Source organism: Pseudomonas urmiensis (assembly GCF_014268815.2).
Lineage (GTDB): Bacteria > Pseudomonadota > Gammaproteobacteria > Pseudomonadales > Pseudomonadaceae > Aquipseudomonas > Aquipseudomonas urmiensis.
Genome location: NZ_JABWRE020000001.1, coordinates 4,481,205 through 4,507,547 on the forward strand (window position 1 = coordinate 4,481,205; position 26,343 = coordinate 4,507,547).

Annotated in this window: 20 protein-coding genes and 1 tRNA gene; 17 read left to right on the forward strand and 4 right to left on the reverse strand. The window is 60.8% G+C overall.

Annotation, left to right across the window (positions count from 1 at the left end; all coding sequences use genetic code 11):
- Positions 1-86 precede the first annotated feature (86 nt).
- The 11 genes from HU737_RS20345 to HU737_RS20395 all read left to right on the forward strand — a co-directional run bounded on the left by HU737_RS20345 (position 87) and on the right by HU737_RS20395 (position 14,083).
- Positions 87-2,903: an LPS-assembly protein LptD gene (locus HU737_RS20345; RefSeq protein ID WP_186552678.1), complete on the forward strand. Its 2,817-nt coding sequence runs from the start codon at positions 87-89 to the stop codon at positions 2,901-2,903.
- Positions 2,884-4,203: a peptidylprolyl isomerase gene (locus HU737_RS20350; protein ID WP_186552679.1), complete on the forward strand. Its 1,320-nt coding sequence runs from the start codon at positions 2,884-2,886 to the stop codon at positions 4,201-4,203. Before HU737_RS20345 ends, HU737_RS20350 begins: the two co-directional genes overlap by 20 nt.
- Positions 4,200-5,189 carry a 4-hydroxythreonine-4-phosphate dehydrogenase PdxA gene (gene pdxA, locus HU737_RS20355; protein WP_186552680.1) on the forward strand — a complete coding sequence of 330 codons (990 nt, stop codon included), beginning with the start codon at positions 4,200-4,202 and terminating at the stop codon, positions 5,187-5,189. Before HU737_RS20350 ends, pdxA begins: the two co-directional genes overlap by 4 nt.
- Positions 5,186-5,992, forward strand: coding sequence for a 16S rRNA (adenine(1518)-N(6)/adenine(1519)-N(6))-dimethyltransferase RsmA (gene rsmA / locus HU737_RS20360; RefSeq protein ID WP_186552681.1), 807 nt, complete (start codon positions 5,186-5,188; stop codon positions 5,990-5,992). Before pdxA ends, rsmA begins: the two co-directional genes overlap by 4 nt.
- Before the next feature lie 136 nt (positions 5,993-6,128).
- Positions 6,129-6,509 carry a Co2+/Mg2+ efflux facilitator ApaG/CorD gene (gene apaG / locus HU737_RS20365; RefSeq protein WP_186552682.1) on the forward strand — a complete coding sequence of 127 codons (381 nt, stop codon included), beginning with the start codon at positions 6,129-6,131 and terminating at the stop codon, positions 6,507-6,509.
- Positions 6,509-7,375 (forward strand): symmetrical bis(5'-nucleosyl)-tetraphosphatase, encoded by an 867-nt coding sequence (locus HU737_RS20370; protein ID WP_186552683.1) that lies wholly within the window; start codon positions 6,509-6,511, stop codon positions 7,373-7,375. The genes apaG and HU737_RS20370 overlap by 1 nt, the downstream gene beginning before the upstream one ends.
- A 14-nt stretch (positions 7,376-7,389) precedes the next feature.
- On the forward strand, positions 7,390-7,719 hold the full coding sequence (gene glpE / locus HU737_RS20375) for a thiosulfate sulfurtransferase GlpE (RefSeq protein WP_186552684.1): 330 nt from the start codon (positions 7,390-7,392) through the stop codon (positions 7,717-7,719).
- Positions 7,720-8,001: 282 nt separating this feature from the next.
- Entirely contained in the window at positions 8,002-9,924 is a 1,923-nt protein-coding gene (locus tag HU737_RS20380) for a PrkA family serine protein kinase (RefSeq protein ID WP_186552685.1), read from the forward strand.
- Between the two features lie 137 nt (positions 9,925-10,061).
- The gene (locus HU737_RS20385) at positions 10,062-11,336 is read left to right on the forward strand and encodes a YeaH/YhbH family protein (protein WP_186552686.1); all 1,275 of its coding nucleotides are present in this window, start codon (positions 10,062-10,064) and stop codon (positions 11,334-11,336) included.
- Positions 11,333-12,901 carry a SpoVR family protein gene (locus HU737_RS20390; protein WP_186552687.1) on the forward strand — a complete coding sequence of 523 codons (1,569 nt, stop codon included), beginning with the start codon at positions 11,333-11,335 and terminating at the stop codon, positions 12,899-12,901. Before HU737_RS20385 ends, HU737_RS20390 begins: the two co-directional genes overlap by 4 nt.
- A gap of 57 nt (positions 12,902-12,958) precedes the next feature.
- Positions 12,959-14,083, forward strand: a complete 1,125-nt coding sequence (locus HU737_RS20395) for a multifunctional CCA addition/repair protein (RefSeq protein ID WP_186552688.1) — start codon at positions 12,959-12,961, stop codon at positions 14,081-14,083.
- 197 nt (positions 14,084-14,280) lie between these two features.
- On the opposite strand, the gene folK is transcribed toward HU737_RS20395, so the two are convergent.
- Both folK and folB read right to left on the reverse strand, forming a co-directional pair.
- Entirely contained in the window at positions 14,281-14,790 is a 510-nt protein-coding gene (gene folK / locus HU737_RS20400; protein ID WP_186552689.1) for a 2-amino-4-hydroxy-6-hydroxymethyldihydropteridine diphosphokinase, read from the reverse strand.
- Positions 14,781-15,137 carry a dihydroneopterin aldolase gene (gene folB, locus HU737_RS20405; RefSeq protein WP_186552690.1) on the reverse strand — a complete coding sequence of 119 codons (357 nt, stop codon included), beginning with the start codon at positions 15,135-15,137 and terminating at the stop codon, positions 14,781-14,783. Before folB ends, folK begins: the two co-directional genes overlap by 10 nt.
- Positions 15,138-15,211: 74 nt before the next feature.
- Here folB and plsY point away from each other — a divergent pair, with 74 nt between their 5' ends.
- Complete coding sequence (gene plsY / locus HU737_RS20410; RefSeq protein WP_186552691.1) at positions 15,212-15,781, forward strand: glycerol-3-phosphate 1-O-acyltransferase PlsY; 570 nt, start codon at positions 15,212-15,214, stop codon at positions 15,779-15,781.
- A gap of 26 nt (positions 15,782-15,807) precedes the next feature.
- Here the strand turns inward: plsY and tsaD are convergent, their stop codons facing one another.
- Positions 15,808-16,833, reverse strand: coding sequence for a tRNA (adenosine(37)-N6)-threonylcarbamoyltransferase complex transferase subunit TsaD (gene tsaD, locus HU737_RS20415; protein WP_186552692.1), 1,026 nt, complete (start codon positions 16,831-16,833; stop codon positions 15,808-15,810).
- 204 nt (positions 16,834-17,037) lie between these two features.
- Here tsaD and rpsU point away from each other — a divergent pair, with 204 nt between their 5' ends.
- The 5 genes from rpsU (at position 17,038) to HU737_RS20440 (ending at position 25,426) form a co-directional block, all read left to right on the forward strand.
- Positions 17,038-17,253, forward strand: a complete 216-nt coding sequence (rpsU, locus tag HU737_RS20420) for a 30S ribosomal protein S21 (protein ID WP_002551877.1) — start codon at positions 17,038-17,040, stop codon at positions 17,251-17,253.
- Between the two features lie 289 nt (positions 17,254-17,542).
- On the forward strand, positions 17,543-19,534 hold the full coding sequence (gene dnaG, locus HU737_RS20425) for a DNA primase (protein ID WP_186552693.1): 1,992 nt from the start codon (positions 17,543-17,545) through the stop codon (positions 19,532-19,534).
- Positions 19,535-19,601: 67 nt separating this feature from the next.
- Positions 19,602-21,452, forward strand: coding sequence for an RNA polymerase sigma factor RpoD (gene rpoD / locus HU737_RS20430; protein WP_186552694.1), 1,851 nt, complete (start codon positions 19,602-19,604; stop codon positions 21,450-21,452).
- A 138-nt stretch (positions 21,453-21,590) separates the two neighbouring features.
- Positions 21,591-25,334, forward strand: a complete 3,744-nt coding sequence (locus HU737_RS20435) for a bifunctional diguanylate cyclase/phosphodiesterase (protein ID WP_186552695.1) — start codon at positions 21,591-21,593, stop codon at positions 25,332-25,334.
- A gap of 15 nt (positions 25,335-25,349) precedes the next feature.
- Positions 25,350-25,426 (forward strand) — tRNA-Ile (locus tag HU737_RS20440).
- Between the two features lie 107 nt (positions 25,427-25,533).
- On the opposite strand, the gene HU737_RS20445 is transcribed toward HU737_RS20440, so the two are convergent.
- On the reverse strand, positions 25,534-26,217 hold the full coding sequence (locus HU737_RS20445; protein WP_186552696.1) for a glycosyltransferase family 25 protein: 684 nt from the start codon (positions 26,215-26,217) through the stop codon (positions 25,534-25,536).
- Between the last annotated feature and the right edge of the window lie 126 nt (positions 26,218-26,343).

Genomic DNA, 26,343 nt, shown 5'->3' on the forward strand with positions numbered 1-26,343 from the left:
TATTATCCAGCATCTTTTTCAGACCATCGAGAGGCGTGCGGCCCCACACGCGGGCAGATGGCACGCAGGAAGCCCGGACTAATAAGATGGCATTGAAATCCCCCGCGTTTCGTAGAAAGTTTCCGTTGTTGGTCACTGGCGGTTTGCTGGTACTGCAACCACTGGCCACCTCGTACGTGGTGGCTGCCGAGCAGTTTGACTGCCAAGTGTCCGCCTCCGGTGGTTGGGACTGCAAGCCCAAAACCTCTGTCAGCAACTTGCCGCCGCGCCCTGTGCACGATGGCGCTGCGCTCAGTTCCGGCACCGAAGCCGAGACCACTGAAGTCGGCGCCGATGGCGAGCCCAAGCCGATGCTGGTCACCGAGGCCAAAGGCCGTGGCCTGAAAACCCGCAGCGAAGACTACAGCCATCTGGACTGGGTCCCGCGCGAGAAGCTCACCGCTGCCCAGCTGGCCGAGACTGGCCCGTACTGCGCTGGCGCCTATGTCGAGCCGATCCGCCCTGGCATGGACGACACCACGCCCAAGGACGAGTCGCCGACCTACATCAATGCCAAGGTCTCCAAGTACCAGCAAGAGCAGCAGATCGCTACTCTGGCCGGTGACGTGGTCATGCGCCAGGGCAGCATGCAGGTCGAAGCCGACGAGGCCAACCTCTACCAGACCGAGAACCGTGGCGAGCTCAAGGGCAACGTCAAGATCCGTGACAACGGCTCGCTGGTAGTTGGCGACGAGGCGCAGATCCAGCTCGACACCGGTGAAGCCCAGGTCGACAACGCCGAATACGTGATGCACAAGTCGCGCATCCGCGGTAACGCGCTGTACGCCAAGCGTGGCGAGAACGCCATCATCCGCCTCAAGGATGGTACCTACACCACCTGTGAGCCTGGCAGCAACGCCTGGCAGCTCAAGGGCAACAACATCACCCTGAACCCGGCTACCGGCTTCGGTACCGCGACCAACGTCACCCTGCGGGTCAAGGATTTCCCGGTGTTCTACACACCGTACATCTACTTCCCGATCGACGACCGTCGCCAGTCCGGCTTCCTGCCACCTTCGTTCAGCACCAGCAGCGACACCGGCTTCATGCTGGTCACGCCGTACTACTTCAACCTGGCGCCGAACTACGACGCTACGTTGTACCCGCGCTACATGACCAAGCGCGGCTTGCTGATGGAAGGCGAGTTCCGCTACCTGACCAAATCGAGCGAAGGTCAGTTCGGTGGCGGCTACCTGAACGACAAGAACGACGATCGTAAAGACCAGACCGACTACAAAGATCGGCGCTGGATGATCAACTGGCAGCACAAAGGCGGCCTCGATGAGCGCCTGATGACTGAAGTCGACTACACCGACATCAGTGATCCGTTCTACTTCCAGGATCTGGAGACAGATCAGATCGGCGTGGAAAGCCGTGAGGTGGTCAACCAGCAAGGCGCCCTGACCTATCGTGGCGAAGGTTACACCGCACGCTTGAATGCACACGCCTACGAAATGGCCACCATTTCTCGTATCACGCCATACGACAAGCTGCCTCAGATCACCCTGAACGGCATGCTGCCGTACCACCCGGGCGGTCTGGACTTCAGCTACAAGACTGAAGCCGTGCGCTTCGAACGTGATCTCAAGAGCGGTAGCGTCTTCAATGAAGATGGCGAGCTCGATACCAGCGTTCGTCGAGATGGTGGTCGCATCGACCAGAACGTCTTCGGCCTGGCCCGCGCCAACGGTACCCGCCTGAATGCTGCGCCAGCGATCAGCCTGCCACTTGAGGCCAGTTACGGCTACATCAAGCCAACGCTGAAGTACGTCTACACCCATTACGACCTCGACCTCGATGGCAAAGGCAAAAATGATCTCGCCAACGCTTCCGATGCCGTACGTGATCTGCAGGGCAACTTCTCGAGTTCGCAAAGCCGCAGCGTGCCGGTCCTCAGCGTCGACAGCGGCCTGTACTTCGACCGCAGCACCCAATGGTTCGGCAAGAACTACCGCCAGACCCTTGAGCCGCGCCTGTACTATCTCTACGTTCCATACGAAGATCAGAAGGACATTCCAGTCTTCGATACCGGTGAAACCTACTTCAACTATACCTCGCTGTTCCGCGACAACCGCTTCAGCGGCTCTGACCGGATCGGTGACGAGAACAAGCTGTCGCTGGGTGTAACCAACCGCTGGATCGAGGAAAACGGCTTCGAGCGTCAACGCTTCAGCATCGGCCAGGCGCTGTACTTCAAAGACCGCAAGGTCCAGCTGCCAGGTATTGACTGGCGCGGCCGCGAGGATGCTCAGTCCGACGTATCGCCTATCGCGCTCGAGTACCAATTCGCCTTCAACCGCGACTGGCGCTTCAACTCCGACTACAACTGGGATCCGGACAGCCGCAGCCCACGTTCGGGTAGCGCGATGTTCCACTACCAGCCAGAAGACGAGCCGAACAAGATCGTCAACCTCGGCTATCGCTACCGCAACGACTTGGTGCGCTACGATTCGGCGACTGGCCGCTGGCAGGTGGGCGCCAGCGACTACGGTACGCCTGGCGACCCGAACTACATCAAGGACTACTACAAGATCCAGCAGCACGACTTCTCGGTCATCTGGCCGATCGTGCCGCAGTGGAGCGTCATCGCACGTTGGCAGCATGACTACAACCGCAACCGCACCCTGGAAGCCATGGGCGGTTTCGAGTACGACAACTGCTGCTGGAAACTGCGCCTGATCAACCGTTACTGGATCGACTACGACGACTTCAGCCAGGCCGTTCCACAGAACGAAAAAGGCGACCACGGTGTCTTCCTGCAGATCGTGCTGAAAGGCCTCGGTGGCGTGGTGGGCAACAAGGTCGAGACCTTCCTCGACAAAGGCATTCAAGGTTACCGTACACGTGAAGACCAAGCTTATTGATCGCCTGCGCCCGCTGATGCTGGGCGCTGTAATGCTGAGTGGCGCGGTGCATGCCGCGGTACAACCTTTGGACAGTGTCGTGGCCATCGTCGATAACGACGTGGTCATGAAGAGCCAGCTGGACCAGCGGGTCCGTGAGGTCGAGCAAACCATCGCCAAGCGCGGCGGCGGCACTCCACCTCCGGGCGCACTGGATCAACAGGTCCTGGAACGCCTGATCGTCGAAAACCTGCAACTGCAGATTGGCGAACGCTCGGGCATCCGCATCACCGATGAAGAACTGAACCAGGCCATCGCCACCATTGCCCAGCGCAACGGCATGTCGCTGGATCAGTTCCGCGCCGCCCTGGCCCGTGACGGCTTGTCGTTCGAAGACGCTCGCGAGCAGGTCAAGCGCGAGATGATCATCAGCCGTGTGCGCCAGCGTCGGGTAGCTGAGCGCATTCAGGTTTCCGAGCAGGAAGTAAAGAACTTCCTCGCCTCGGACCTGGGCAAGATGCAGATGTCGGAAGAGTACCGCCTGGCCAATATCCTTATCCCAACCCCGGACGGCGCCAACTCGCAAGCCATCCAGGCGGCCGCTGGCCGGGTTGGCGATATTTACCAGCAGCTCAAGCAAGGCAAGGACTTTGGCCAGATGGCCATCGAGCATTCGGCCAGCGAGAACGCCCTGGAAGGCGGCGAAATGGGCTGGCGTAAAGCCGCCCAGCTGCCGCCAGAGTTTGCCAAGCTGCTCAGCAGCATGGCCGTTGGCGACATCTCCCAGCCTCTGCGCATACCTAGCGGCTTCCTCATCATCAAGCTCGAGGAGAAGCGCGGCGGCAGCGAAAGCGTGCTGCGTGACGAAGTGCACGTGCGCCACATCCTGATCAAGCCGAGCGAAATCCGTAGCGAAGCGGCCACCGAACAACTGGCCGAGAAACTCTACGACCGCATCCAGAACGGTGAAGACTTCGCCACCCTGGCGAAAAGCTTCTCGGAAGATCCAGGTTCGGCGCTCAACGGCGGCGACCTCAACTGGGTCGATCCGAACAGCCTGGTGCCAGAGTTCCGCGAGCAAATGGCCAATGCCCAGCAAGGCCAAGTCACCAAGCCATTCCGTACCCAGTACGGCTGGCATGTGCTGGAAGTGCTGGGCCGTCGCGCCACCGACAGCACTGAACAGGCTCGCGAGCAACAAGCCCTGACCGTCCTGCGTAACCGCAAATACGACGAAGAGCTGCAGACCTGGCTGCGCCAGATCCGCGACGAAGCCTACGTTGAGATCAAGCTGCCTGGCGCTGACCAGGCCGCCCAGTGAAGCCCCTGCGCTTCGCCGTCACGCCCGGCGAGCCTGCTGGCATAGGTCCTGACCTGTGCCTGCTGCTCGCCACCGAGGCCCAGCCTCATCCCCTGATTGCCATCACCAGCCGTGACCTGCTCGCCGAGCGGGCCGCGCAGCTGGGGCTGGCGGTCAGTCTGCTGCCGGTTACCCCCGACACATGGCCCGACCAGGCAGCGCCTGCCGGGAGCCTGTACGTCTGGGATACGCCACTGGCCGCAAGCGTGGTGCCAGGGCAGCTGGACAAAGCCAACGCGGCGTTCGTACTGCAGACCCTGACCCGGGCTGGCCAAGGCTGCCTGGACGGACACTTCGCGGGTATGATCACCGCCCCAGTACACAAGGGCGTGATCAATGAAAGCGGGATTGCCTTCTCCGGGCATACCGAGTTTCTCGCCGAACTGACCCACACCAGCCAAGTGGTGATGATGCTTGCCACCCACGGCCTGCGCGTGGCGCTGGTGACCACTCACCTGCCCCTGCGCGATATCGCCGATGCCATCACTGGCGAGCGCCTGGAGCGGGTCACGCGCATTCTGCACGCTGATCTGCGCGACAAATTCGGTATTGCCACGCCACGCATCCTGGTGTGCGGGCTCAATCCGCACGCCGGTGAAGGCGGCCATCTGGGCCGCGAAGAAATCGACATCATCGAGCCTGCACTGCAACGCCTGCGCAATGAAGGAATGGACCTGCGCGGCCCACTGCCAGCCGATACCCTGTTTACCCCCAAATATCTGGAGCACTGCGACGCGGTGCTGGCGATGTACCACGACCAAGGCCTGCCGGTACTCAAGTACAAAGGTTTCGGCGCGGCCGTCAACGTCACCCTGGGCCTGCCGATCATCCGTACCTCGGTTGACCACGGCACGGCTCTGGACCTTGCCGGCACTGGCAAGGTCGACACCGGCAGCCTGCGCGTCGCGTTGCACACCGCCTACCAGATGGCCGAGAACCGACCATGAACGAGCACTACCAACACCGGGCGCGCAAGCGCTTCGGCCAGAACTTCCTGCACGACGCCGGCATCATCGACCGCATCCTGCGCGCCATTCACGCCAAGCCCGGTGAGCACCTGCTGGAAATCGGCCCGGGCCAGGGCGCACTCACTGAAGGCCTGCTAGGCAGCGGTGCGCAGCTGGACGTGGTCGAGCTGGACAAAGACCTGGTGCCGATTCTTCAGCACAAGTTCGCCGGTCGCGACAACTTCCGCCTGCACCAGGGTGACGCGCTGAAGTTCGACTTCAACCAACTGGGCGTGCCGCAGCGCAGCTTGAAAGTCGTCGGCAACCTGCCCTACAACATCTCCACGCCATTGATCTTCCACCTGCTCAGCCACGCTGGGCTGATTCGCGACATGCACTTCATGCTGCAAAAGGAAGTGGTCGAGCGCATGGCCGCAGGCCCAGGCGGCGGTGATTGGGGCCGCCTGTCGATCATGGTGCAGTACCACTGCCGGGTCGAACACCTGTTCAACGTCGGCCCAGGGGCGTTCAACCCGCCGCCGAAAGTCGACTCGGCCATCGTGCGCCTGGTCCCGCATGAAGTGCTGCCGTTCCCCGCCAAGGATCCGCTGCTGCTTGAGCGGGTGGTGCGCGAAGCCTTCAACCAGCGCCGCAAGACCCTGCGCAACACCCTCAAGGGCCTGCTCGACAGCCAGGCCATCGAAGCCGCTGGCGTAGACGGCAGCCTGCGTCCCGAGCAGCTCGACCTGGCCGCGTTCGTGCGCCTGGCCGACAAGCTGGCTGAGCAACAGCCGAGCAACTGACCGCGACTGATCGCGGGGCAGCCCCTGCCCCGCGATCGACTGCCCAAGGGCAATAGTTCCACAACTGGCTTCCAGCCCCTCCAATGGCCTAGACTGCATCCATTGCCGCAATTGCGTGTTTGCTCAAGGCCCTTGCATGTCCGACCCCCGCTATCAGATCGACGTCAGCGTCGTCACCCGCTATCTCAAAGAACAATCCGATCCCGACAACGAGCGTTTCGCCTTCGCCTACACCATTACCGTACAGAACAACGGCACGGTATCCGCCAAGCTGATGTCCCGGCACTGGCTGATTACCAATGGTGATGGTGAAGTCGAAGAGGTTCGCGGCGCAGGCGTAGTTGGCCAGCAGCCGCTGATCGAGCCGGGCCAGAGCCATACCTACAGCAGTGGCGCTGTGATCAGCACCCGCGTCGGTGCCATGCAGGGCAGCTACCAGATGTTCGCCGAAGACGGCAAACGCTTCGACGCCGCCATCGCGCCGTTCCGCCTGGCCGTACCCGGGGCCCTGCACTGATGGCTGTGTACGCTGTCGGTGACCTGCAAGGCTGCCTGCAACCGCTTAAATGCCTGCTCGAACGTGTGCACTTCAACCCTGCCGTCGACCGCCTGTGGCTGGTCGGCGACCTGGTCAATCGCGGCCCTGAGTCGCTGGAAACCCTGCGCTTTTTGTATTCGATCCGCCAATCGCTGGTATGCGTGCTGGGTAATCACGACCTGCATCTGCTGGCCGCCTGGCACAACATCGAACGCCTGAAGAAAAGCGATACCCTGCGCGAAATCATCGAAGCGCCCGACGCCGACCAACTGCTCGACTGGTTGCGCCAGCAGAAGCTGTTGCATTACGACGAGCCGCGCGGCGTTGCCCTGGTGCATGCTGGCATTCCGCCGCAATGGACCCTGGGTAAAGCCTTGGAGCTGGCCGCAGAAGTTGAAGAGGTGCTGCGTGACGATGCCCGCCTGAAGCTCTACCTGGATGGCATGTACGGCAACGAGCCGAACAAGTGGAGCAACAAGCTGACCGGCGTCGAGCGCCTGCGGGTAATCACCAATTACTTCACCCGCATGCGCTTCTGTACCGCCGAAGGCAAGCTCGACCTCAAGAGCAAGGAAGGCCTGGACACCGCGCCCAAAGGTTACAAGCCCTGGTTCGCCCACAAAGACCGCCGTTCGCGCCACGTGAAGATCATCTTCGGTCACTGGGCGGCCCTCGAAGGGCGCGTTCATGCGCCCGGCGTGGTAGCCCTGGACACCGGCTGCGTATGGGGCGGTGCCTTGACCTTGTACAACGTCGACAGCGGCGAACTGCACCGCTGTGACTGCGCCGACGACGGCACTCCACGTCAGCCAGCACAACCCACTAGAATGAACGATCAGTCCTGAAGGAAACCGCCCCCATGAGCGAATTCAAGCGCATCCCTCCCGAGCAGGCCCAGACCCTGCGTGAGCAAGGTGCGGTGGTCGTCGACATTCGCGACCCGCAAGCCTTTGCCGCTGGCCATATCAGTGGTGCCACGCATCTGGACAACCACTCGGTCGCCGATTTCATCCGCAATGCCGACCTCGACAAACCCACCGTGGTGGTCTGCTATCACGGCAATTCCAGCCAGAGCGCAGCCGCCTACCTGGTCGGCCAGGGCTTCTCCGAGGTCTATAGCCTCGATGGCGGCTTTGAGCTGTGGCGTGGTACTTATCCGGCCGAGATCGCCCAAGGCAGCACCGAATAATTTTTTCATTTCCCTCGCAGCCCGCGTCCCGTGCGGGCTCGCGCCAGACCTGACGAACGGTCGTGGCAAACTTCTGGGCCTTGCGCCCTTGACCTCTCGTAGAACCAACTATCCTTAAGCCCAGGCCATCCAAAAAGGGGAGAGCCGGTACACCGGCGTGCGGGTCATCGGTAGCGTTTCAAGGGTGTTCTGGGGGGTATACAGCAATCGGCGAACCCGGTTGCATGCCAGCATCAGCTGACTGATCCGGCGTCGGCTCCACGTATCGAGCGAGGTGACGTCATGAGTATCTTTAGCCACTTCCAACAACGTTTCGAGTCAACCCGCCAGGAAGAACTCTCGCTGCAGGAGTACCTCGAGCTGTGCAAACAGGATCGCAGCGCCTACGCTTCGGCGGCCGAACGGCTGTTGATGGCCATCGGTGAGCCGGAACTGATCGACACCTCGAGCAACTCCCGACTGTCGCGAATCTTCTCCAACAAAGTGATCCGCCGCTATCCCGCGTTCGAAGACTTCCATGGCATGGAAGAATGCATCGACCAGATCGTCTCGTACTTCCGGCATGCCGCGCAGGGCCTGGAAGAGAAGAAACAGATCCTCTATTTGCTGGGCCCGGTGGGTGGCGGTAAATCGTCGCTGGCGGAAAAACTCAAGCAACTGATGGAGAAAGTGCCTTTCTACGCGATCAAGGGCTCGCCGGTCTTCGAGTCGCCATTGGGGCTGTTCAACGCCACCGAAGATGGGGCCATTCTCGAAGAAGATTTCGGCATCCCGCGGCGCTACCTCAATACCATCATGTCGCCTTGGGCGACCAAACGACTGGCCGAATTCGGGGGCGATATCAGCCAGTTCAAAGTGGTCAAGCTGTACCCTTCGATCCTCAACCAGATTGCCGTGGCCAAGACCGAGCCGGGCGATGAGAACAACCAGGATATCTCCGCGCTGGTGGGCAAGGTGGATATTCGCAAGCTTGAGGAATTCCCGCAGAACGACGCCGACGCCTACAGCTATTCGGGCGCGCTGTGCCGGGCCAACCAGGGCCTGATGGAATTCGTCGAGATGTTCAAGGCGCCGATCAAGGTGCTCCACCCACTGCTGACCGCCACCCAGGAAGGCAACTACAACAGTACCGAAGGCCTCGGTGCGATCCCCTACTCCGGGATCCTGCTGGCCCACTCCAACGAATCGGAGTGGCACACCTTCCGCAACAACAAGAACAACGAGGCGTTCATCGACCGGATCTACATCGTCAAGGTGCCGTACTGCCTGCGCGTCAGTGACGAGATCAAGATCTACGACAAGCTGCTGTTCAATAGCTCCCTGGCCAAGGCCCATTGCGCGCCTGACACCTTGAAGATGCTTGCCCAGTTCACTGTGCTGTCGCGCCTCAAGGAGCCGGAAAACTCGAATATCTATTCGAAAATGCGCGTGTATGACGGGGAAAACCTCAAGGACACCGATCCCAAGGCCAAGTCGATCCAGGAATACCGCGACTCAGCCGGCGTCGATGAGGGCATGACCGGCCTGTCGACTCGCTTCGCCTTCAAGATCCTCTCCAAGGTGTTCAACTTCGACCCCCATGAAGTGGCCGCCAACCCGGTGCACCTGCTGTATGTGCTGGAACAGCAGATCGAGCAGGAGCAATTCCCGGCCGAGGTGCGCGAACGCTACCTGCGCTTCCTCAAGGAATACCTGGCACCGCGCTACATCGAGTTCATCGGCAAGGAGATCCAGACCGCTTACCTGGAGTCCTACAGCGAATACGGCCAGAACATCTTCGACCGCTACGTGCTGTACGCCGACTTCTGGATCCAGGACCAGGAATACCGCGACCCGGAAACCGGCGAGATCCTCAACCGCATCGCCCTCAACGAGGAGCTGGAGAAGATCGAGAAGCCTGCCGGCATCAGCAACCCGAAAGATTTCCGCAACGAGATCGTCAACTTCGTCCTGCGTGCCCGCGCCAATAACAATGGCAAGAACCCGACCTGGCTGAGCTACGAGAAGCTGCGGGTGGTGATCGAGAAGAAAATGTTCTCCAACACCGAAGACCTGCTGCCGGTCATCAGCTTCAACGCCAAGGCCAGCAAGGAGGATCAACAGAAGCACAACGACTTCGTTACCCGGATGGTGGAACGTGGCTATACCGACAAGCAGGTGCGCTTGCTGTCGGAATGGTACCTGCGAGTCAGGAAATCGCAATAAAGCGGCAAGCTGCACGCCGCAAGCCGCGGGCTGTCCAGCGCAACGTTAAGACGATGCGCCACAGCTTGCGGCCGTGGGGGCTGCTGTTTCTTGCAGCTTGATGCTTGACGCTTGCAGCTGTTTTTAGCGGAGAGACCATGAGCTACGTTATCGACCGACGCCTGAACGGCAAGAACAAGAGCACGGTCAACCGCCAGCGCTTTTTGCGCCGGTACCGTGACCACATCAAAAAGGCCGTCGAAGAGGCCGTAAGTCGCCGCTCCATCATGGACATGGAACACGGCGAACAGATCAGCATTCCCGGCCGCGATATAGACGAGCCGGTGTTGCACCATGGTCGCGGCGGTAAGCAGACCATCGTTCACCCAGGCAACAAGGAATTCACCGCCGGCGAACACATCGCCCGCCCTCAAGGTGGCGCGGGCGGCGGAGGTGGCCGTGGCAAGGCCGGTAATTCCGGCGAGGGCATGGACGACTTCGTTTTCCAGATCACCCAGGAAGAATTCCTCGAATTCATGTTCGAAGACCTGGAGCTGCCCAACCTGGTCAAGCGTCACCTGGCCGGCACCGACACCTTCAAGACCGTGCGCGCCGGGATTGCCAACGAAGGCAACCCTTCGCGCATCAATATCATCCGCACCCTGCGCTCGGCCCATGCCCGGCGCATCGCGCTGACCGGCAGTAGCCGCGCACTGCTGCGCGAGGCCAAGGCCGAGCTGGCACGGCTGAAGGTCGAAGAGCCTGATAATTTCACCGACATTCAAGCCGTAGAGGCCGAGATCGAGCGCCTCAGCGCCCGCATCAACCGCCTGCCGTTCCTCGACACCTTCGACCTCAAGTACAACCTGTTGGTCAAACAACCCAATCCCAGCTCCAAGGCGGTGATGTTCTGCCTGATGGACGTGTCCGGCTCGATGACCCAAGCCACCAAGGACATTGCCAAGCGCTTCTTCATCCTCTTGTACCTGTTCCTCAAGCGCAATTACGACCGCATCGAAGTGGTGTTCATTCGCCACCACACCAGCGCCCGCGAGGTCGACGAGGAGGAATTCTTCTATTCCCGCGAGACCGGCGGCACCATCGTCTCCAGCGCGCTGAAATTGATGCAGGAGATCATGGCCGAGCGCTACCCGACCAACGATTGGAACATCTACGCGGCGCAAGCATCGGACGGTGATAACTGGAACGACGACTCACCGATCTGCCGCGAGATCCTCTCCAAACAGATCATGCCGCATGTGCAGTACTACACTTACGTGGAGATTACCCCACGCGAACACCAAGCGCTGTGGTACGAGTACGAGCGCATCGGCGAGTCTTTCCCTGACACCTTCGCCCAGCAGCAGTTGGTTTCGGCCGGCGATATCTATCCGGTCTTCCGTGAACTCTTCCAGCGCAGGTTAGCCACATGACCGCCAGAGCACAGAGACGCCAACCCATATCCACCGGGTCCGAGTGGACGTTCGACCTGATCCAGACCTACGATCGGGAAATCAGCCGGCTGGCCGAGCGTTACGCGCTGGACACCTACCCCAACCAGATCGAAGTGATTACCGCCGAGCAGATGATGGATGCCTACGCCTCCGTCGGCATGCCATTGGGTTATCACCACTGGTCCTACGGCAAGCAGTTCCTCAGTACCGAAAAGTCCTATAGCCGCGGCCAGATGGGCCTGGCCTACGAGATCGTGATCAACTCCGATCCGTGCATCGCCTACCTGATGGAAGAGAACACCATGTGCATGCAGGCACTGGTGATTGCCCATGCCTGCTATGGCCACAACAGTTTCTTCAAGGGCAACTACCTGTTCCGCACCTGGACTGACGCCAGTTCGATCATCGACTACCTGGTGTTCGCCAAGCAGTACATTGCCCAGTGCGAAGAGCGCCACGGTATCGATGCCGTGGAAGACCTGATCGACTCTTGCCATGCCCTGATGAATTACGGCGTAGACCGCTACAAGCGGCCTTACCCGATTTCCGCCGAAGAGGAACGGCGCCGGCAGAAAGAGCGTGAAGAACACCTGCAGAAACAGATCAACGACCTGTGGCGAACCATCCCCAAAGGGGCGGAGAAGGGCAGCGACCGCGACGATGCGCGCTTCCCCGCCGAACCACAGGAGAACATCCTCTACTTCATTGAAAAACACGCTCCGCTGCTCGAGCCCTGGCAGCGCGAGGTAGTGCGCATCGTGCGCAAGATCGCCCAATACTTCTATCCACAGCGCCAGACCCAGGTGATGAACGAAGGCTGGGCCACCTTCTGGCACTACACGCTGATGAACGACCTCTACGACGAGGGCCTGGTAACCGAAGGCTTCATGATGGAGTTCCTCCAGTCGCATACCAGCGTGGTGTTCCAACCCGGCTTCGACAGCCCGTACTACAGCGGCATCAACCCCTATGCCCTGGGCTTTGCCATGTACACTGACATTCGCCGCATCTGCGAACATCCAACCGAGGAAGATCGCCGCTGGTTCCCCGACATTGCCGGCAGTGATTGGCTTTCTACCATCAAGTTCGCCATGAGCAGCTTCAAGGACGAGAGCTTCATCCTGCAGTACCTGTCACCCAAGGTGATCCGCGATCTGAAGCTGTTCAGCATCCTCGATGACGATCAGCGCGACGACTTGCTGGTGCCTGCGATTCACGACGAATCCGGTTATCGGGTCATCCGCGAACAGCTGGCTGCGCAATACAATTTGGGCAACCGCGAACCTAACGTGCAGATCTGGAGCATCGACCGCCGAGGCGACCGCTCGCTGACCCTGCGCCACCAGCAGCACAACCGCAAACCGCTGGGCGACTCCACCGACGAGGTGCTCAAGCACCTGCACCGTTTGTGGGGCTTCGACATCCACCTGGAAACCGTACAGGGCGACCAGATCATGAAGACCCATCACATGCCGCCACGCGGCGAGCATGGCGAGGCCGGCGACTACGGACGCATGGACCTGGCCGTGGTTCATCACCTCTAGCCAAGCCCCTCCCTTGCTGTCGACAGGTTATCCTGTGGGCAGCAAGGGAGATTTAACATGCAGATTTATAAAGTTGGCGGCGCGGTGCGTGACCGCCTGCTCGGGCGTCCTGTCAGCGATGTCGACTGGCTGGTGGTGGGTGCCACTGTTGAACAGATGCAAGCCTTGGGCTATCGCCCGGTCGGGGCCGACTTCCCGGTCTTCATTCATCCCAAGACTGGCGAGGAATATGCGCTGGCGCGCACCGAGCGCAAGAGCGGGCGTGGCTATGGCGGTTTTACCTTCCATGCCAGCCCTGAGGTCACCCTGGAACAAGACCTGATCCGCCGCGACCTGACCATCAATGCCATGGCCGAGGATGAGCACGGCAGCCTGTGCGATCCCTACCACGGCAAGACCGATCTGGATAAGCGCGTACTGCGCCACGTTTCCCCCGCGTTTGCAGAAGATCCCCTCAGGGTTCTGCGCGTCGCCCGCTTCGCCGCTCGCTATGCCCCGCTGGGTTTCAGGGTGGCTGAAGAAACCCTTGAGTTGATGCGACAGATCAGCGATTCGGGTGAATTGCAGGCTTTGACTGCCGAGCGCAGCTGGAAAGAGATCGAGCGCGCCTTGATGGAAGATCAGCCGCAGGTATTCATTCAGGTGCTGCGTGATTGTGCTGCGCTAAAACAGCTGATGCCCGAGCTAGATACCCTGTTGGATAGCGACCAGCGAACCTTGGCTGTGCTCGAACAGGCCGCCCTGCATCAGCAGCCCCTGCATGTGCGCTGGGCGTGTTTGACGCATGACCTGGGTGGAGCGATCAAAGCCATCAACCAACGCTTCAAAGCGCCGCGAGAATGCCAGGAGCTGGCCTTGCTCGTGGGTGAATGCCACGGCTATTGCCAACAGGACTACACGCTCAGCGCATCGAAGCTACTGGAGTTGCTGCAGAAGTTTGATGTGTATCGAAGGCCGCAGCGCTTCGAAGACTATATCGCGGCGTGCGAGATGATTGCTCGTGGGCGGCAACAGCTGCAGGAACAAGGTTATCCACAGGGCGCCTACCTACGTGCAGCAGCGCAAGAAGCCAAGGCGGTGGATGTGAAAAGTTTGGTGGAACGAGGCCTGACCGGGCAGGCGTTAGGCGAGGCGCTCAAGGCTGAGCGGCTGGCGGCGCTAGAGCGCTTGACCCAGGCTTGAGAATGCAATCGCGGGGCAAGCCCGATCCCACGCCGCCCCCTCCAACGCCAACTTATCGCTGAAGCATACGCAGGAAGCGCCCGCGCTAGTGTCATCGCTGAAGCATAAGCAGGAAGCGGCTGCGCAGGAGCAACTACGTGGGAGCGGGCTTGCCCCGCGATAGCGCCAGTACAAGCCCAGAACAACTCCAGCTCAGCTCACGGACGGGTCAGCTGCAACCCACGCCATTCAAACGGCACTGGCGCCAATACCTGGTCGATGCTCGCCTCCTGCCACAGCTGCGCCATGCGCTTGCCCGCCCCCGGATGCAGCAATGTCGGCGCGATCAGCGACAACGGCCACAGCACGAACGCATTCTTCAGAATCTCCGCCCGCGGCAATACCAGGCCATCGAATGTGCCATGCAGATCGTCATACATCAGCACATCGATATCCAACGGCAAGCCCTTGCGATCCGGCGCATAGCGGCCATTTTCCGCCTCGATGAACTTGAGCCGGCGATCCAGCTCCAGCAGCGGCAGGTCAGTTTGGCCAGTCACCACCAGGTTGAAGAACGGGCCGCTCTTGATCCCGACTGCCTGGCTTTCGAATACCGGCGAGCAGCGCATGTCACGCAGAAAGCCCGCCAAGGCATCGAGCCCAGCGCACAGGTGCTTCTCACGCTCGATGTTACTGCCCAGCCCTAGGTAAACCGTGCTCACAGACATCCGCGCTCGATCTCCACGCCAACACCGCCACGGGCTGCCGGGACGGCGCCCGGCTTGGTCAGCTTCAGTCGCACCCAGGGAATGTGGAACTCGTCCATCAGCACCGCGACCAGCCGCTCGGCGAAGGTCTCGACCAACTCGAAGCGCGCCTGCTCGGCAAACGCCTGAACCCGCGCCGACACACTGGCGTAGTCCAGCGCCAGGCTCAGGTCGTCACCGGCCGCGGCTGGGCGGTTATCCCAGGCGAAGCTCAAGTCCAGGCGCAGGCACTGGCGAATATCCCGTTCCCAGTCATAAGCACCGATTACGGTATCGACTTCCAGGCCTTCGATGAACACTCTGTCCAAGCACTTCTCTCCACAGCACGACAAGGGCGACTGGCGCCGTTAGAATCAGGGCGTCCTCGCCCGGAATAGTTAGCATGTTTTGGTTATTGGCGCTGCTCGCCTACCTGCTCGGCTCTCTGTCCTTCGCCATCGTCCTGAGCCGCCTCAGCGGCAGCCCCGACCCTCGCTCAAGCGGTTCGGGCAATGCCGGGGCGACCAACATGCTGCGTTTGGCAGGTCGCAAAATGGCGATCCTGACCCTCCTGGGCGACCTGTGCAAGGGCATGTTGCCAGTACTGCTGGCCGACCTGGCCGGTTTGGGCTTGCAACAGCAAGCCTGGATTGGCCTATGCGCGGTGATCGGCCACCTGTTTCCGGTGTACTTCCGCTTCAAGGGCGGTAAAGGCGTAGCAACGGCGGCCGGCATGCTCATGGCGCTGTACTTTCCTGCCGCCCTGCTGGCCATCGTCGCCTGGGGTCTGACCTTCTACCTGACCCGCACCAGCTCGCTCGCCGCGTTGATCGCCACCCCGCTGACCCTGCCACTGCTGGCCTGGCGCGAGCCGGAAGCACTGCTGCCCATGACCGTACTCACGATACTGATCGTCTGGCGTCATCGCAGCAATCTACGCGACCTGTTCGCCGGACGCGAACGACATTTCTGAGCCATGCGCGTGAGCGGCATCGAGCTTCAAACCGGCGGCAACTGCTCCATCGGCCAGCGTGCCTGAACACTGATGGCCAGATCCTGTTTCTGTCCGGCCAACAGCCGCTGGCAACCCGCGTAGGCGATCATCGCACCGTTATCGGTGCAGAACCTGGGGCGCGCGTAGTAGACGTTGCCCTTGATGCCGGCAAGCATGCTTTCCAGCGATTCGCGCAGCGCCTTGTTGGCACTCACGCCACCGGCGATGACCAGGCGCTTGAGGCCAGTCTGCTTGAGCGCACGCTTGCACTTGATGGTCAGAGTCTCAACCACCGCCTGCTGGAACGCCAGGGATACGTCGCAACGGGTTTGCTCGTTGTCGTCTCCAGCATCGCGGCACTTCTGCCAGGTATTGAGGGCGAAGGTCTTCAGGCCACTGAAGCTGAATTCAAGGCCAGGGCGATCAGTCATCGGCCGTGGGAAGACAAAGCGTCCAGGCACGCCCTGCTCGGCCAGCCGAGCGATTTCCGGGCCGCCTGGATAATTCAGGCCAATCAGCTTGGCGGTCTTGTCGAACGCCTCGCCTGCCGCGTCGTCCAGGCTCTCCCCCAGCAGTTGGTACTGGCCGATGCCATCGACCCGCACCAGCTGGGTGTGACCACCGGACACCAACAAAGCGACGAACGGAAACTCCGGTGGCTGCTCTTCGAGCATCGGCGCCAGCAGATGGCCTTCCATATGGTGCACGCCGATCGCCGGGATATCCCAGGCAAACGCCATGGCCTGGGCGCAGGAAGCGCCCACCAGCAAGGCGCCGACCAGCCCAGGGCCTGCGGTGTAGGCGATGGCATCGATCTCGGTGGCGACTGCCCCGGCTTCGTCCAGCACCTGGCGGATCAACGGCAACATACGCTTGACGTGATCACGCGAGGCGAGCTCGGGCACAACGCCGCCATAGGCGCGGTGCAGGTCGATCTGGCTGAACAGCGCATCGGCCAGCAGGCCGCGTTCACTGTCGTATAATGCGACGCCAGTTTCGTCGCAGGATGTTTCCAATCCCAGTACTAGCATGGGTCCGTGCCTTGTGGAGGCTGAATTCGAAGGCGCGCATGATAGTCCCCGTGCCCAGTGCCGACCAGCGGTTTTCGATCAGAGGCTTTGCATTCCGGCTAGCTAAGCGTTAACATCCGCAACCCTTGAAAACCGACGTTCTCCAGCGCATCTTTGTTTTGTCAGGAGTACGTCTACCCCGGTAACGAATGAAGGTAGCCCTGGATGCCAGCCGTCAAAGTAAAAGAGAACGAACCCTTCGACGTAGCTCTGCGTCGTTTCAAGCGCTCCTGCGAAAAAGCCGGTGTACTGGCTGAAGTGCGTAGCCGCGAGTTTTACGAGAAGCCGACTTCCGAGCGTAAGCGCAAGGCTGCAGCCGCAGTTAAGCGTCACGCTAAGAAAGTCCAGCGCGAACAGCGCCGCGCCGTTCGTCTGTACTAATACAGACGTTCAACGCAAAGCTTCTGCCCTGCCCGGCTAACCGCCGGGCCGATGGCAGCGGTTGTTTCAAACCTTAGGCGTCAGCTTGAGGCGCTCTCTGCGACTTGCAGTAGAGCAAGCTGCTTTAACACGTCAGAGCTGGTCCTAGACCAGTCGTGCCGTCCCTGTCTGGCGAGCCCTTGTGGCTGGCGACGAGCACACCTCCCTCGCTTTTCCCGTACCGCTGCACTCTCTCCCGCATACTTGCGTTAGCGATTAGACTTGCCAGTTGCCAGATGACGAGACTGTTATGGCCGGGCTGATTCCCCAGACTTTCATTGACGACCTTCTCAACCGCACCGACATCGTCGACGTGGTGAGTTCGCGCGTCCAACTGAAAAAGACCGGCAAGAACTACTCCGCCTGCTGCCCGTTCCATAAGGAAAAGACGCCCTCCTTCACCGTCAGCCCCGACAAGCAGTTCTACTACTGCTTTGGCTGCGGCGCCGGCGGCAACGCGTTGGGCTTCGTCATGGACCACGACAACCTGGATTTCCCCCAGGCAGTCGAGGAACTGGCCCGCGGCGCGGGCATGGAAGTGCCGCGCGAAGAAGGCCGGCGTGGGCACAAGCCACGCCAGCCGACCGATTCGCCCCTTTATCCGCTGCTGGAAGCCGCTGCCGAGTTCTACCGTCAGGCACTGCGCAGCCATCAGACCCGCAAGGCAGCGGTGGATTACCTCAAAGGCCGCGGCCTTTCAGGTGAGATTGCCCGCGACTTCGGCCTGGGTTTCGCCCCGCCAGGTTGGGACAACCTGATGAAGCACCTGGGCGCCGACAGCTTGCAGCAAAAGGTGATGATCGACGCCGGCTTGCTGATCGAGAACGCCGAGAGCGGCAAGCGCTACGACCGCTTCCGCGACCGGGTGATGTTCCCGATCCGCGACAGCCGCGGCCGCGTGATCGCCTTCGGCGGTCGGGTGCTGGGCGACGACAAGCCCAAGTACCTGAACTCGCCGGAAACCCCGGTGTTCCACAAGGGCCAGGAGCTGTACGGCCTGTTCGAGGCACGCAAGCACAACCGCAGCCTCGATGAGATCATCGTCGTCGAAGGCTATATGGACGTCATCGCCCTGGCCCAGCAAGGCTTGCGCAACGCGGTGGCGACACTAGGCACGGCGACCAGCGAAGAACACCTCAAGCGACTGTTCCGGGTGGTGCCGAGCGTGCTGTTCTGTTTTGACGGCGACCAGGCTGGGCGCAAGGCGGCCTGGCGCGCCCTGGAGTCGACCCTGTCGAGCCTCCAGGACGGGCGCCGTGCACGCTTCCTGTTCCTGCCCGAGGGGGAAGACCCAGACACCCTGGTACGCGCCGAAGGCACTGACGCCTTCCAGGCCCGCATCAACCAGCACGCGCAACCGCTGGCCGACTACTTCTTCGAGCAATTGAGCAACGAAGCCGACCCGCGTTCGCTCGAAGGCAAGGCGCACATGGCCACTCTGGCCGCGCCGTTGATCGAAAAAATCCCCGGCGCCAACCTGCGCCAGCTGATGCGCAATCGCCTGCGGGAAATCACCGGGCTCGATCCGCAGCAGATGGAGCAATTGGCACAAAGCGCACCAGCGCCCAGCGTGCCGGACTACGACCCTGGCTACGACTACGACGCCATGGCCAGCTACACCCCGGACTACGGCGATCAGCATCAGCCCGACTATGGCGTAGCTCATCAAAGCCATCAGGAACAGCGGCCATGGACGCCCAAACAGGGCACCGGCAAGAAACAGTGGGACAACAAACCCTGGGACAAGAAGGGTGGCAAACCCTGGCAACGCGACGGCCAACGCGACGCGCCGCCACGGGTGCCGGCACCGGTCGAACCGCCGATGTTATCGGCCCTGCGCACGCTACTGCACTACCCGCTGCTGGCCGGCAAAGTGGAAGACGCCAGCCATTTCGCCGACGAGGAACATGTTTACAACCAGTTGCTGGTGGCCCTGATCGAAGCCGCGCAGAAGAATCCTAAGCTAAGCTCAATGCAGCTGATTGCACGCTGGCACGGCACTGACCAAGGCCGCCTGCTGCGCGCCTTGGCAGAAAAGGAATGGTTGATCGATGCCGACAACCTTGAACAACAGTTTTTCGACACCATTACTAGTTTATCCGCCCGCCAACGCGAGCGCAGCCTGGAACATCTGATGCGCAAAGCACGTCAAAGTGAGTTGAGCACAGAGGAAAAATCTCAGCTTTTAGCCCTGCTGAGCCGCAATGTTCCCGCACAAAACCCGACCTCATCTGGCGCGTGAGGTCCTAGCTCGGGTATAATCCTCGGCTTGTTTTTTGCCCGCCAAGACCTTCAGTGGATAGGGTGTTATGTCCGGAAAAGCGCAACAGCAATCTCGTATCAAAGAGTTGATCACCCGCGGTCGTGAGCAGGGTTACCTGACTTACGCGGAGGTCAACGACCACCTGCCTGAGGATATTTCAGATCCTGAACAGGTGGAAGACATCATCCGCATGATCAACGACATGGGGATCAACGTATTCGAGACTGCTCCGGATGCGGATGCCCTGTTGTTGGCGGAAGCCGACACTGACGAAGCCGCAGCCGAAGAGGCCGCCGCAGCGTTGGCCGCCGTTGAGACCGATATCGGCCGCACGACCGACCCGGTGCGCATGTACATGCGTGAAATGGGTACTGTCGAGCTGCTGACCCGCGAAGGCGAGATCGAAATCGCCAAGCGTATCGAGGAAGGCATCCGTGAAGTCATGGGCGCTATCGCTCACTTCCCGGGTACTGTCGACTACATCCTTAGCGAATACGACCGCGTCACCACCGAAGGTGGCCGCCTGTCCGACGTTCTCAGTGGTTACATCGACCCTGATGACAATATCGCCGCACCGACCGAAGAAGTGCCGATTCCTGGCGCCAAGGCCGCTGCTGCGAAGGAAGAGGCCGACGACGAGGAAGAGGAAAAGGACGGCGATGACGAAGAGGAAGAGGCCGAAAGCGGTCCCGATCCGGTCATTGCTGCCCAGCGTTTCGGCGCGGTTTCCGACCAGCTCGTCATCACCCTCAAGGCGCTGAAAAAGCACGGCCGTACCCATGCCGAAAGCATCGGTGCCATGCAGGCCCTGGCTGATCTGTTCATGCCGATCAAGCTGGTGCCCAAGCAGTTCGAAGTGCTCGTCGAGCGCGTTCGTGGTGCCCTGGATCGCCTGCGTCAGCAAGAGCGCGCGATCATGCAACTGTGTGTTCGTGACGCTCGCATGCCGCGTGCCGACTTCCTGCGCCTGTTCCCAGGCAACGAAGTCGACCAGACCTGGAGCGGTGACCTCTCCAAGCGCAGCACCAAGTGGGCCGCCGCGCTGGGCGAGAAGAACGACGCGATCGTTGCCTGCCAGCAGAAGCTGGTCGACCTTGAAACCGAGACTGGCCTGACCGTCGCCGAGATCAAGGAAATCAACCGTCGCATGTCGATCGGCGAGGCCAAGGCCCGTCGCGCGAAAAAGGAAATGGTCGAGGCCAACCTGCGTCTGGTGATCTCGATCGCCAAGAAGTACACCAACCGCGGCCTGCAGTTCCTCGATCTGATCCAGGAAGGCAACATCGGCCTGATGAAGGCGGTGGACAAGTTCGAATACCGTCGCGGCTACAAGTTCTCGACCTATGCCACCTGGTGGATTCGCCAGGCGATCACCCGCTCGATCGCCGACCAGGCGCGCACCATCCGTATCCCGGTGCACATGATCGAGACGATCAACAAGCTCAACCGTATTTCCCGCCAGATGTTGCAGGAAATGGGTCGCGAACCGACCCCGGAAGAGCTCGGTGAGCGCATGGAGATGCCTGAAGACAAGATCCGCAAGGTGCTCAAAATCGCCAAAGAGCCAATCTCCATGGAGACGCCGATTGGTGATGATGAAGATTCGCACCTGGGCGACTTCATCGAGGACTCGACCATGCAGTCCCCGATCGATGTAGCCACGGTCGAAAGCCTCAAGGAAGCCACCCGTGACGTGCTCGGCGGCCTGACCGCACGCGAAGCCAAAGTGCTGCGCATGCGTTTCGGTATCGACATGAACACCGACCACACCCTTGAAGAGGTCGGCAAACAGTTCGACGTGACCCGTGAGCGGATCCGTCAGATTGAAGCCAAGGCGCTGCGCAAGCTGCGCCATCCGACCCGAAGCGAGCATCTGCGCTCCTTCCTCGACGAGTGATGACGAACCCCGGCCCAGGCCGGGGTTTTTCTTGGGTGCAACACTGCAAGCGCGATCAAACTTAAATCACCTCCCCCGCCACTGCCCGCACGATGCCCGTCTACACTCGAATTCAGACCATCTGACCGAGAGGCAGCCATGCCGATAATGCCGGCCATTCTGTTGCTGATCCTGTCCATTTGGAGCGCAACGGCCGGCGCCCTTACCCTGACCGACGAAGAGAAAGCCTGGCTCAGCGGACACCCACAGCTGCGGCTGGGTGTCGACGCTTCCTGGCCCCCGTTCGAATTCCGCGATCAGGAAGGCCACTACCAGGGATTGGCCGCCGATTACATCGCCCTGATCCAGGAGCGCCTGGGTGTGACGCTCAAGCCGATCGAGCCCACCAATTGGAGCCGGGTCCTGGAACAGGCGCGGCATAACCAGCTCGACCTGCTGCCCGGCATCATGTCGACTCCGGAGCGGCAGAATTACCTGTCGTTCACCCGCCCGTACCTGGACTTCCCGATTGTCATCCTCGCCCATGAAGGCGGCCCGCAACCGCGCACCCTCAAGGACCTGTACGGCCTGAAAATCGCCGTGGTGCAAGACTACGCCCCCCACGAACTACTGCGCACTCACCACCCCGACCTCAACCTGGTGGCCCTGCCCAATGTCAGCTCGGCCCTGCAAGCGCTAGCCACCGATGAAGTCGACGCGGTGGTCGGGGATCTCGCTTCAAGCATCTGGAGCTTGCGCCAGCTCAAGCTCGATGGTCTGTACGTCAGCGGTGAAACGCCCTATCGCTATCAACTGGCCATGGCTGTGCCTCGCGAGAACAAGCAATTGGTCGGCATTCTGGACAAGGTCCTGGCCGACATGAGCAGTGCGGAAATCAGCCACATCCAGCAGCGCTGGGTAGGTAACGTGGTCGACCAGAGAAGCTTCTGGCACGACATGCTCCTGTATGGCCTGCCGGGCGTACTGCTGCTGGTAGCGATCCTCGCTGCGATGATCCGCGTCAACCGCCGCCTGAGTTCGGAAATCTCGCGGCGCATCGCCCTGGAGCAAGAACTGCGCAGCAGCGAATATCACTACCGCAGCCTGGTAGAGAGCCTGTCAGCGATCGCCTGGGAAGCAGATGCCAACGACTTCACGTACAGCTATGTGTCTCCGCATGCCGAAGACCTACTCGGTTTTGCCACCAACGAGTGGCTCAAGCCTGGCTTTTGGCGCAGCATCCTGCACCCTGAGGACGCGCTATGGGCGCAGGCCTACTGCGAAAGCGAGACCGCAGCAGGACGTGATCACAGCCTCGATTACCGGGTGATCCGCGCCGATGGCCATACCCTGTGGGTGCGCAACATCGTCAGCATGATCGAACACGGCCACCGACCGCTGATGCGCGGCTTGATGATCGACATCAGCGAGGCCAAACACACCGAAGATGCCCTGCGCCTGTCGGAGCAGAAGTTCGCTTCGGTATTCCAGCAATGCCCTGACATCCTGCTGATCGCCAGGCACAGCGATGGCTGCCTGCTTGAGGTCAATGAGGCCTTCGAGGAGCAAATCGGCTTGAGCCCCAGCGAAGTCGTCGGCCGCACGGCGACCGAGCTTGGCTTGTGGGGCGTTAGTGGCAGCGGTCCGGCCTTGCTTGAACGCCTGCATCGCGGCGGCATTCGCAACCTGGAAATGAGTTTCCGCCGTAGCAACGGCCAATTGTTCACCGGCCTGACCTCGGCCGAGACCTTTGATTTGGACGGCATTCCCGCCCTGGTGGTGGCAGTGCGCGACATCAGCCAGTTGAAAGAGACCCAGCAACAGCTGCAAACCTCCGAAGAAAAATTTGCCAAAGCCTTCCACGCCTCGCCGGACGGTCTTTTGCTGTCGCGCCAGAGCGATGGCCTGCTGATCGAGGTCAACGAAGGCTTCTGCCGCCTGACCGGCTACGACCTCAACCCAACCATCGACCAAACCTCGCTGGACCTGGGCATCTGGGTCGACCTCAACGAGCGCAAGCGCATGGTCGACCAGCTGCAGCGCGATGGCTTCGTGCGCGACTTCAGCTGCCATATCCGCCGCAGCGACGGACAGATCCGCCTGTGCGAGCTGTCTGCGCGGCCCCTGCCGATTGGCGGCATCGACTGCATGCTGACTATCGCCCGCGACATCACCGAACGCCACCTGATGCAGGAGAAACTGCAGTTGGCAGCCACGGTGTTCGAGAACACCGCCGAAGGCGTGTTGATCACCGATACCGACCAGCGCATCAGCGCGGTCAACCGCGCCTTCAGCGAGATTACCGGCTACAGCGAGATCGAAGCCCTGGGCCAGACACCCCGCCTGCTTGCCTCAGGCCAGCACGACAGCGCGTTCTACGCGGCGATGTGGCACCAGCTGACAGCTGAAGGCCACTGGCAAGGCGAGATCCAGAACAAGCGCAAGAACAGCGAGCTCTACCCCAGCTGGCTGACCATCAGCGCGGTACGCAATAGCGACAGGGAAATAACCCATTTCGTTGCCGTCTTTGCCGATATCTCCAGCCTCAAGCACGCTCAAGCCAAGCTCGACTACCAAGCCCACCACGACCCACTGACCGGCCTGCCCAACCGCGCCTTGTTCGAAAACCGCTTGCAGGCCGCCCTCACCTGCGCGCAGATCTCCAACCGCCAGGGGGCGGTGCTGTTCCTCGACCTGGACCGCTTCAAGCACATCAACGACAGCCTCGGTCACCCGGTTGGCGATCTGCTGCTCAAAGGCATTGCCCAGCGCCTCAAGGAACAAGTACGCGATGTCGACACCGTGGCCCGCCTGGGCGGCGACGAGTTCATCATTCTTCTACCTGGCCTGCACAAACCCAGTGACGCCAGCAGCATTGCCAACAAGTTGCTGGCCTGCTTCCACGCCCCCTTCCAGGCCGGCGAACATGAGTTTTTCACCAGCGCCAGCATCGGCATCAGCCTCTATCCGCAAGATGGCAGCGACGTCGCCAGCCTGATCCGCAATGCCGATGCCGCCATGTACCGCTCAAAAGCCAAAGGCCGCAACCGGGTCGAAGCCTACACCCGCGATCTCACCGCCCAGGCCAGTGAACGCATTGCCCTGGAGCACGAACTGCGCCGGGCCATCGAACGCAACGAGCTCAGCCTGTATTACCAACCCAAGTTCAGCCTCAAGACCCAGAACCTGGTGGGTGCCGAAGCGTTGATCCGCTGGAGCCACCCGACCCTGGGCGAAGTCCCGCCCGAGCACTTCATTCACCTGGCCGAAGAGAATGGCACCATCCTCCAGCTTGGCGACTGGGTGCTGGAACAAGCCTGCCGGCAGATGCACGATTGGAAGACCACCTACCAGCCCTTCGGCCCCCTGTCGATCAACCTGGCCGGTGCGCAGTTGCGTCAGCCAAACCTGGCCAAGCGCATTGAAAGCCTGCTCAAGACCTATCAGCTGCAAGCGGGAGACTTGCAACTGGAAATCACCGAAAACTTCATCATGAGCCAGGCCGAAGAAGCCCTGAGCGTGCTGCATCAGCTCAAGCAACTGGGTGTGCAATTGGCAATCGACGACTTCGGTACCGGCTACTCCTCGCTCAGTTACCTCAAGCGCTTGCCCCTGGATATCCTCAAGATCGACCAGTCCTTCATCCGCGGCCTGCCGGAAGACCCCCACGACGCCGCAATCGCCCGCGCCATCATTGCCCTGGGCCGCAGCATGCAGTTGACCATCATTGCCGAAGGCGTGGAGAACCAAGCCCAGCAGTACTTCCTTGCAGCCGAAGGTTGCGAGCAAATCCAGGGCTACATCGTCAGCCTGCCGCTACCGCCAGAGAAGTTCGCCGAGACCTTTCTTCGTATAGCACTATCGGATCTTTCGGATGGCACCCATTCAAATCCCTCGCTATAATCCCGGCACCTTCTGGGGCCTATAGCTCAGTTGGTTAGAGCAGAGGACTCATAATCCTTTGGTCCACGGTTCGAGTCCGTGTGGGCCCACCAAACAAACGACAAAGCCGCGCATTTGCGCGGCTTGTCGTATTTGCTGTTCAAGAGCCTCGCGTGAGCCGAATAACGCATCTAATCGGCTCACGGCACCAGCGCCTACGTTAAAGATCGCGCAACAACAGCGTCTTGCCAAAGTTGCGCAGTGCTTGGCTGTACTGCCGGCGCCAGTTATCCCGCCAGTACGCCGCATCGGGGTATTTGCCATCCAGACAGCGCACCGCAATGATGTCGCTGGAGGCGATTTCTTCAGGCTGCTGCTGGCTGAGCATGGGGAAGGCCATATAGGCTTTGAAGCGTTTGGACAGCACCCGGTCGATAGCGACGTTATTGAACGGCGCCTCTTCAAGCAGACGCTGGCAGCCACGGGCAGAGAGGATGTAGGCGTGGGTGCCCCTGGCGCGTACGCGGGCGATGCCGCGGGTCCACGTTAGCCAGACCTTGCCCAGGTTGGCGCCGAGGTAGAACAGCTCAGGGTCGCGGCGCTGGAAAAACCTGTTGATCTGCTCGACCTGGATCGGGTCGAAGGTAAGCAGGGTGGCGTCATCTTCAAGAATCAGGATGCGCCGGTAGCCGCGTTCGAGCGCCGCTCTGGCGCATTTCATGTGAGAGTCGAAACAGCCGCGCTCGGGGCTGTATTGGTCGCGATCCACCAGCATGAACTCGATATCCAGCCCACTTGCAGCAAACTCTCGTTGCAATAACTCGCGACGGTCGCTGCGTTCCTTGAGGCTGATGCAGAAAACGCCGTCGATCTGCAGACGGCTCAGGTCCTTGTGTTTGGTCATCCCTTCCATCTCTCGAACAGGTGAATCTTCACCGACGCTAAGGCGCCTCGGGCCACGGTTTGCTCCAGCCGACCTGCTCACTTTATTGCTTAACTTCAGGCCTGCCGTTGTCGTTCTACTCCATCT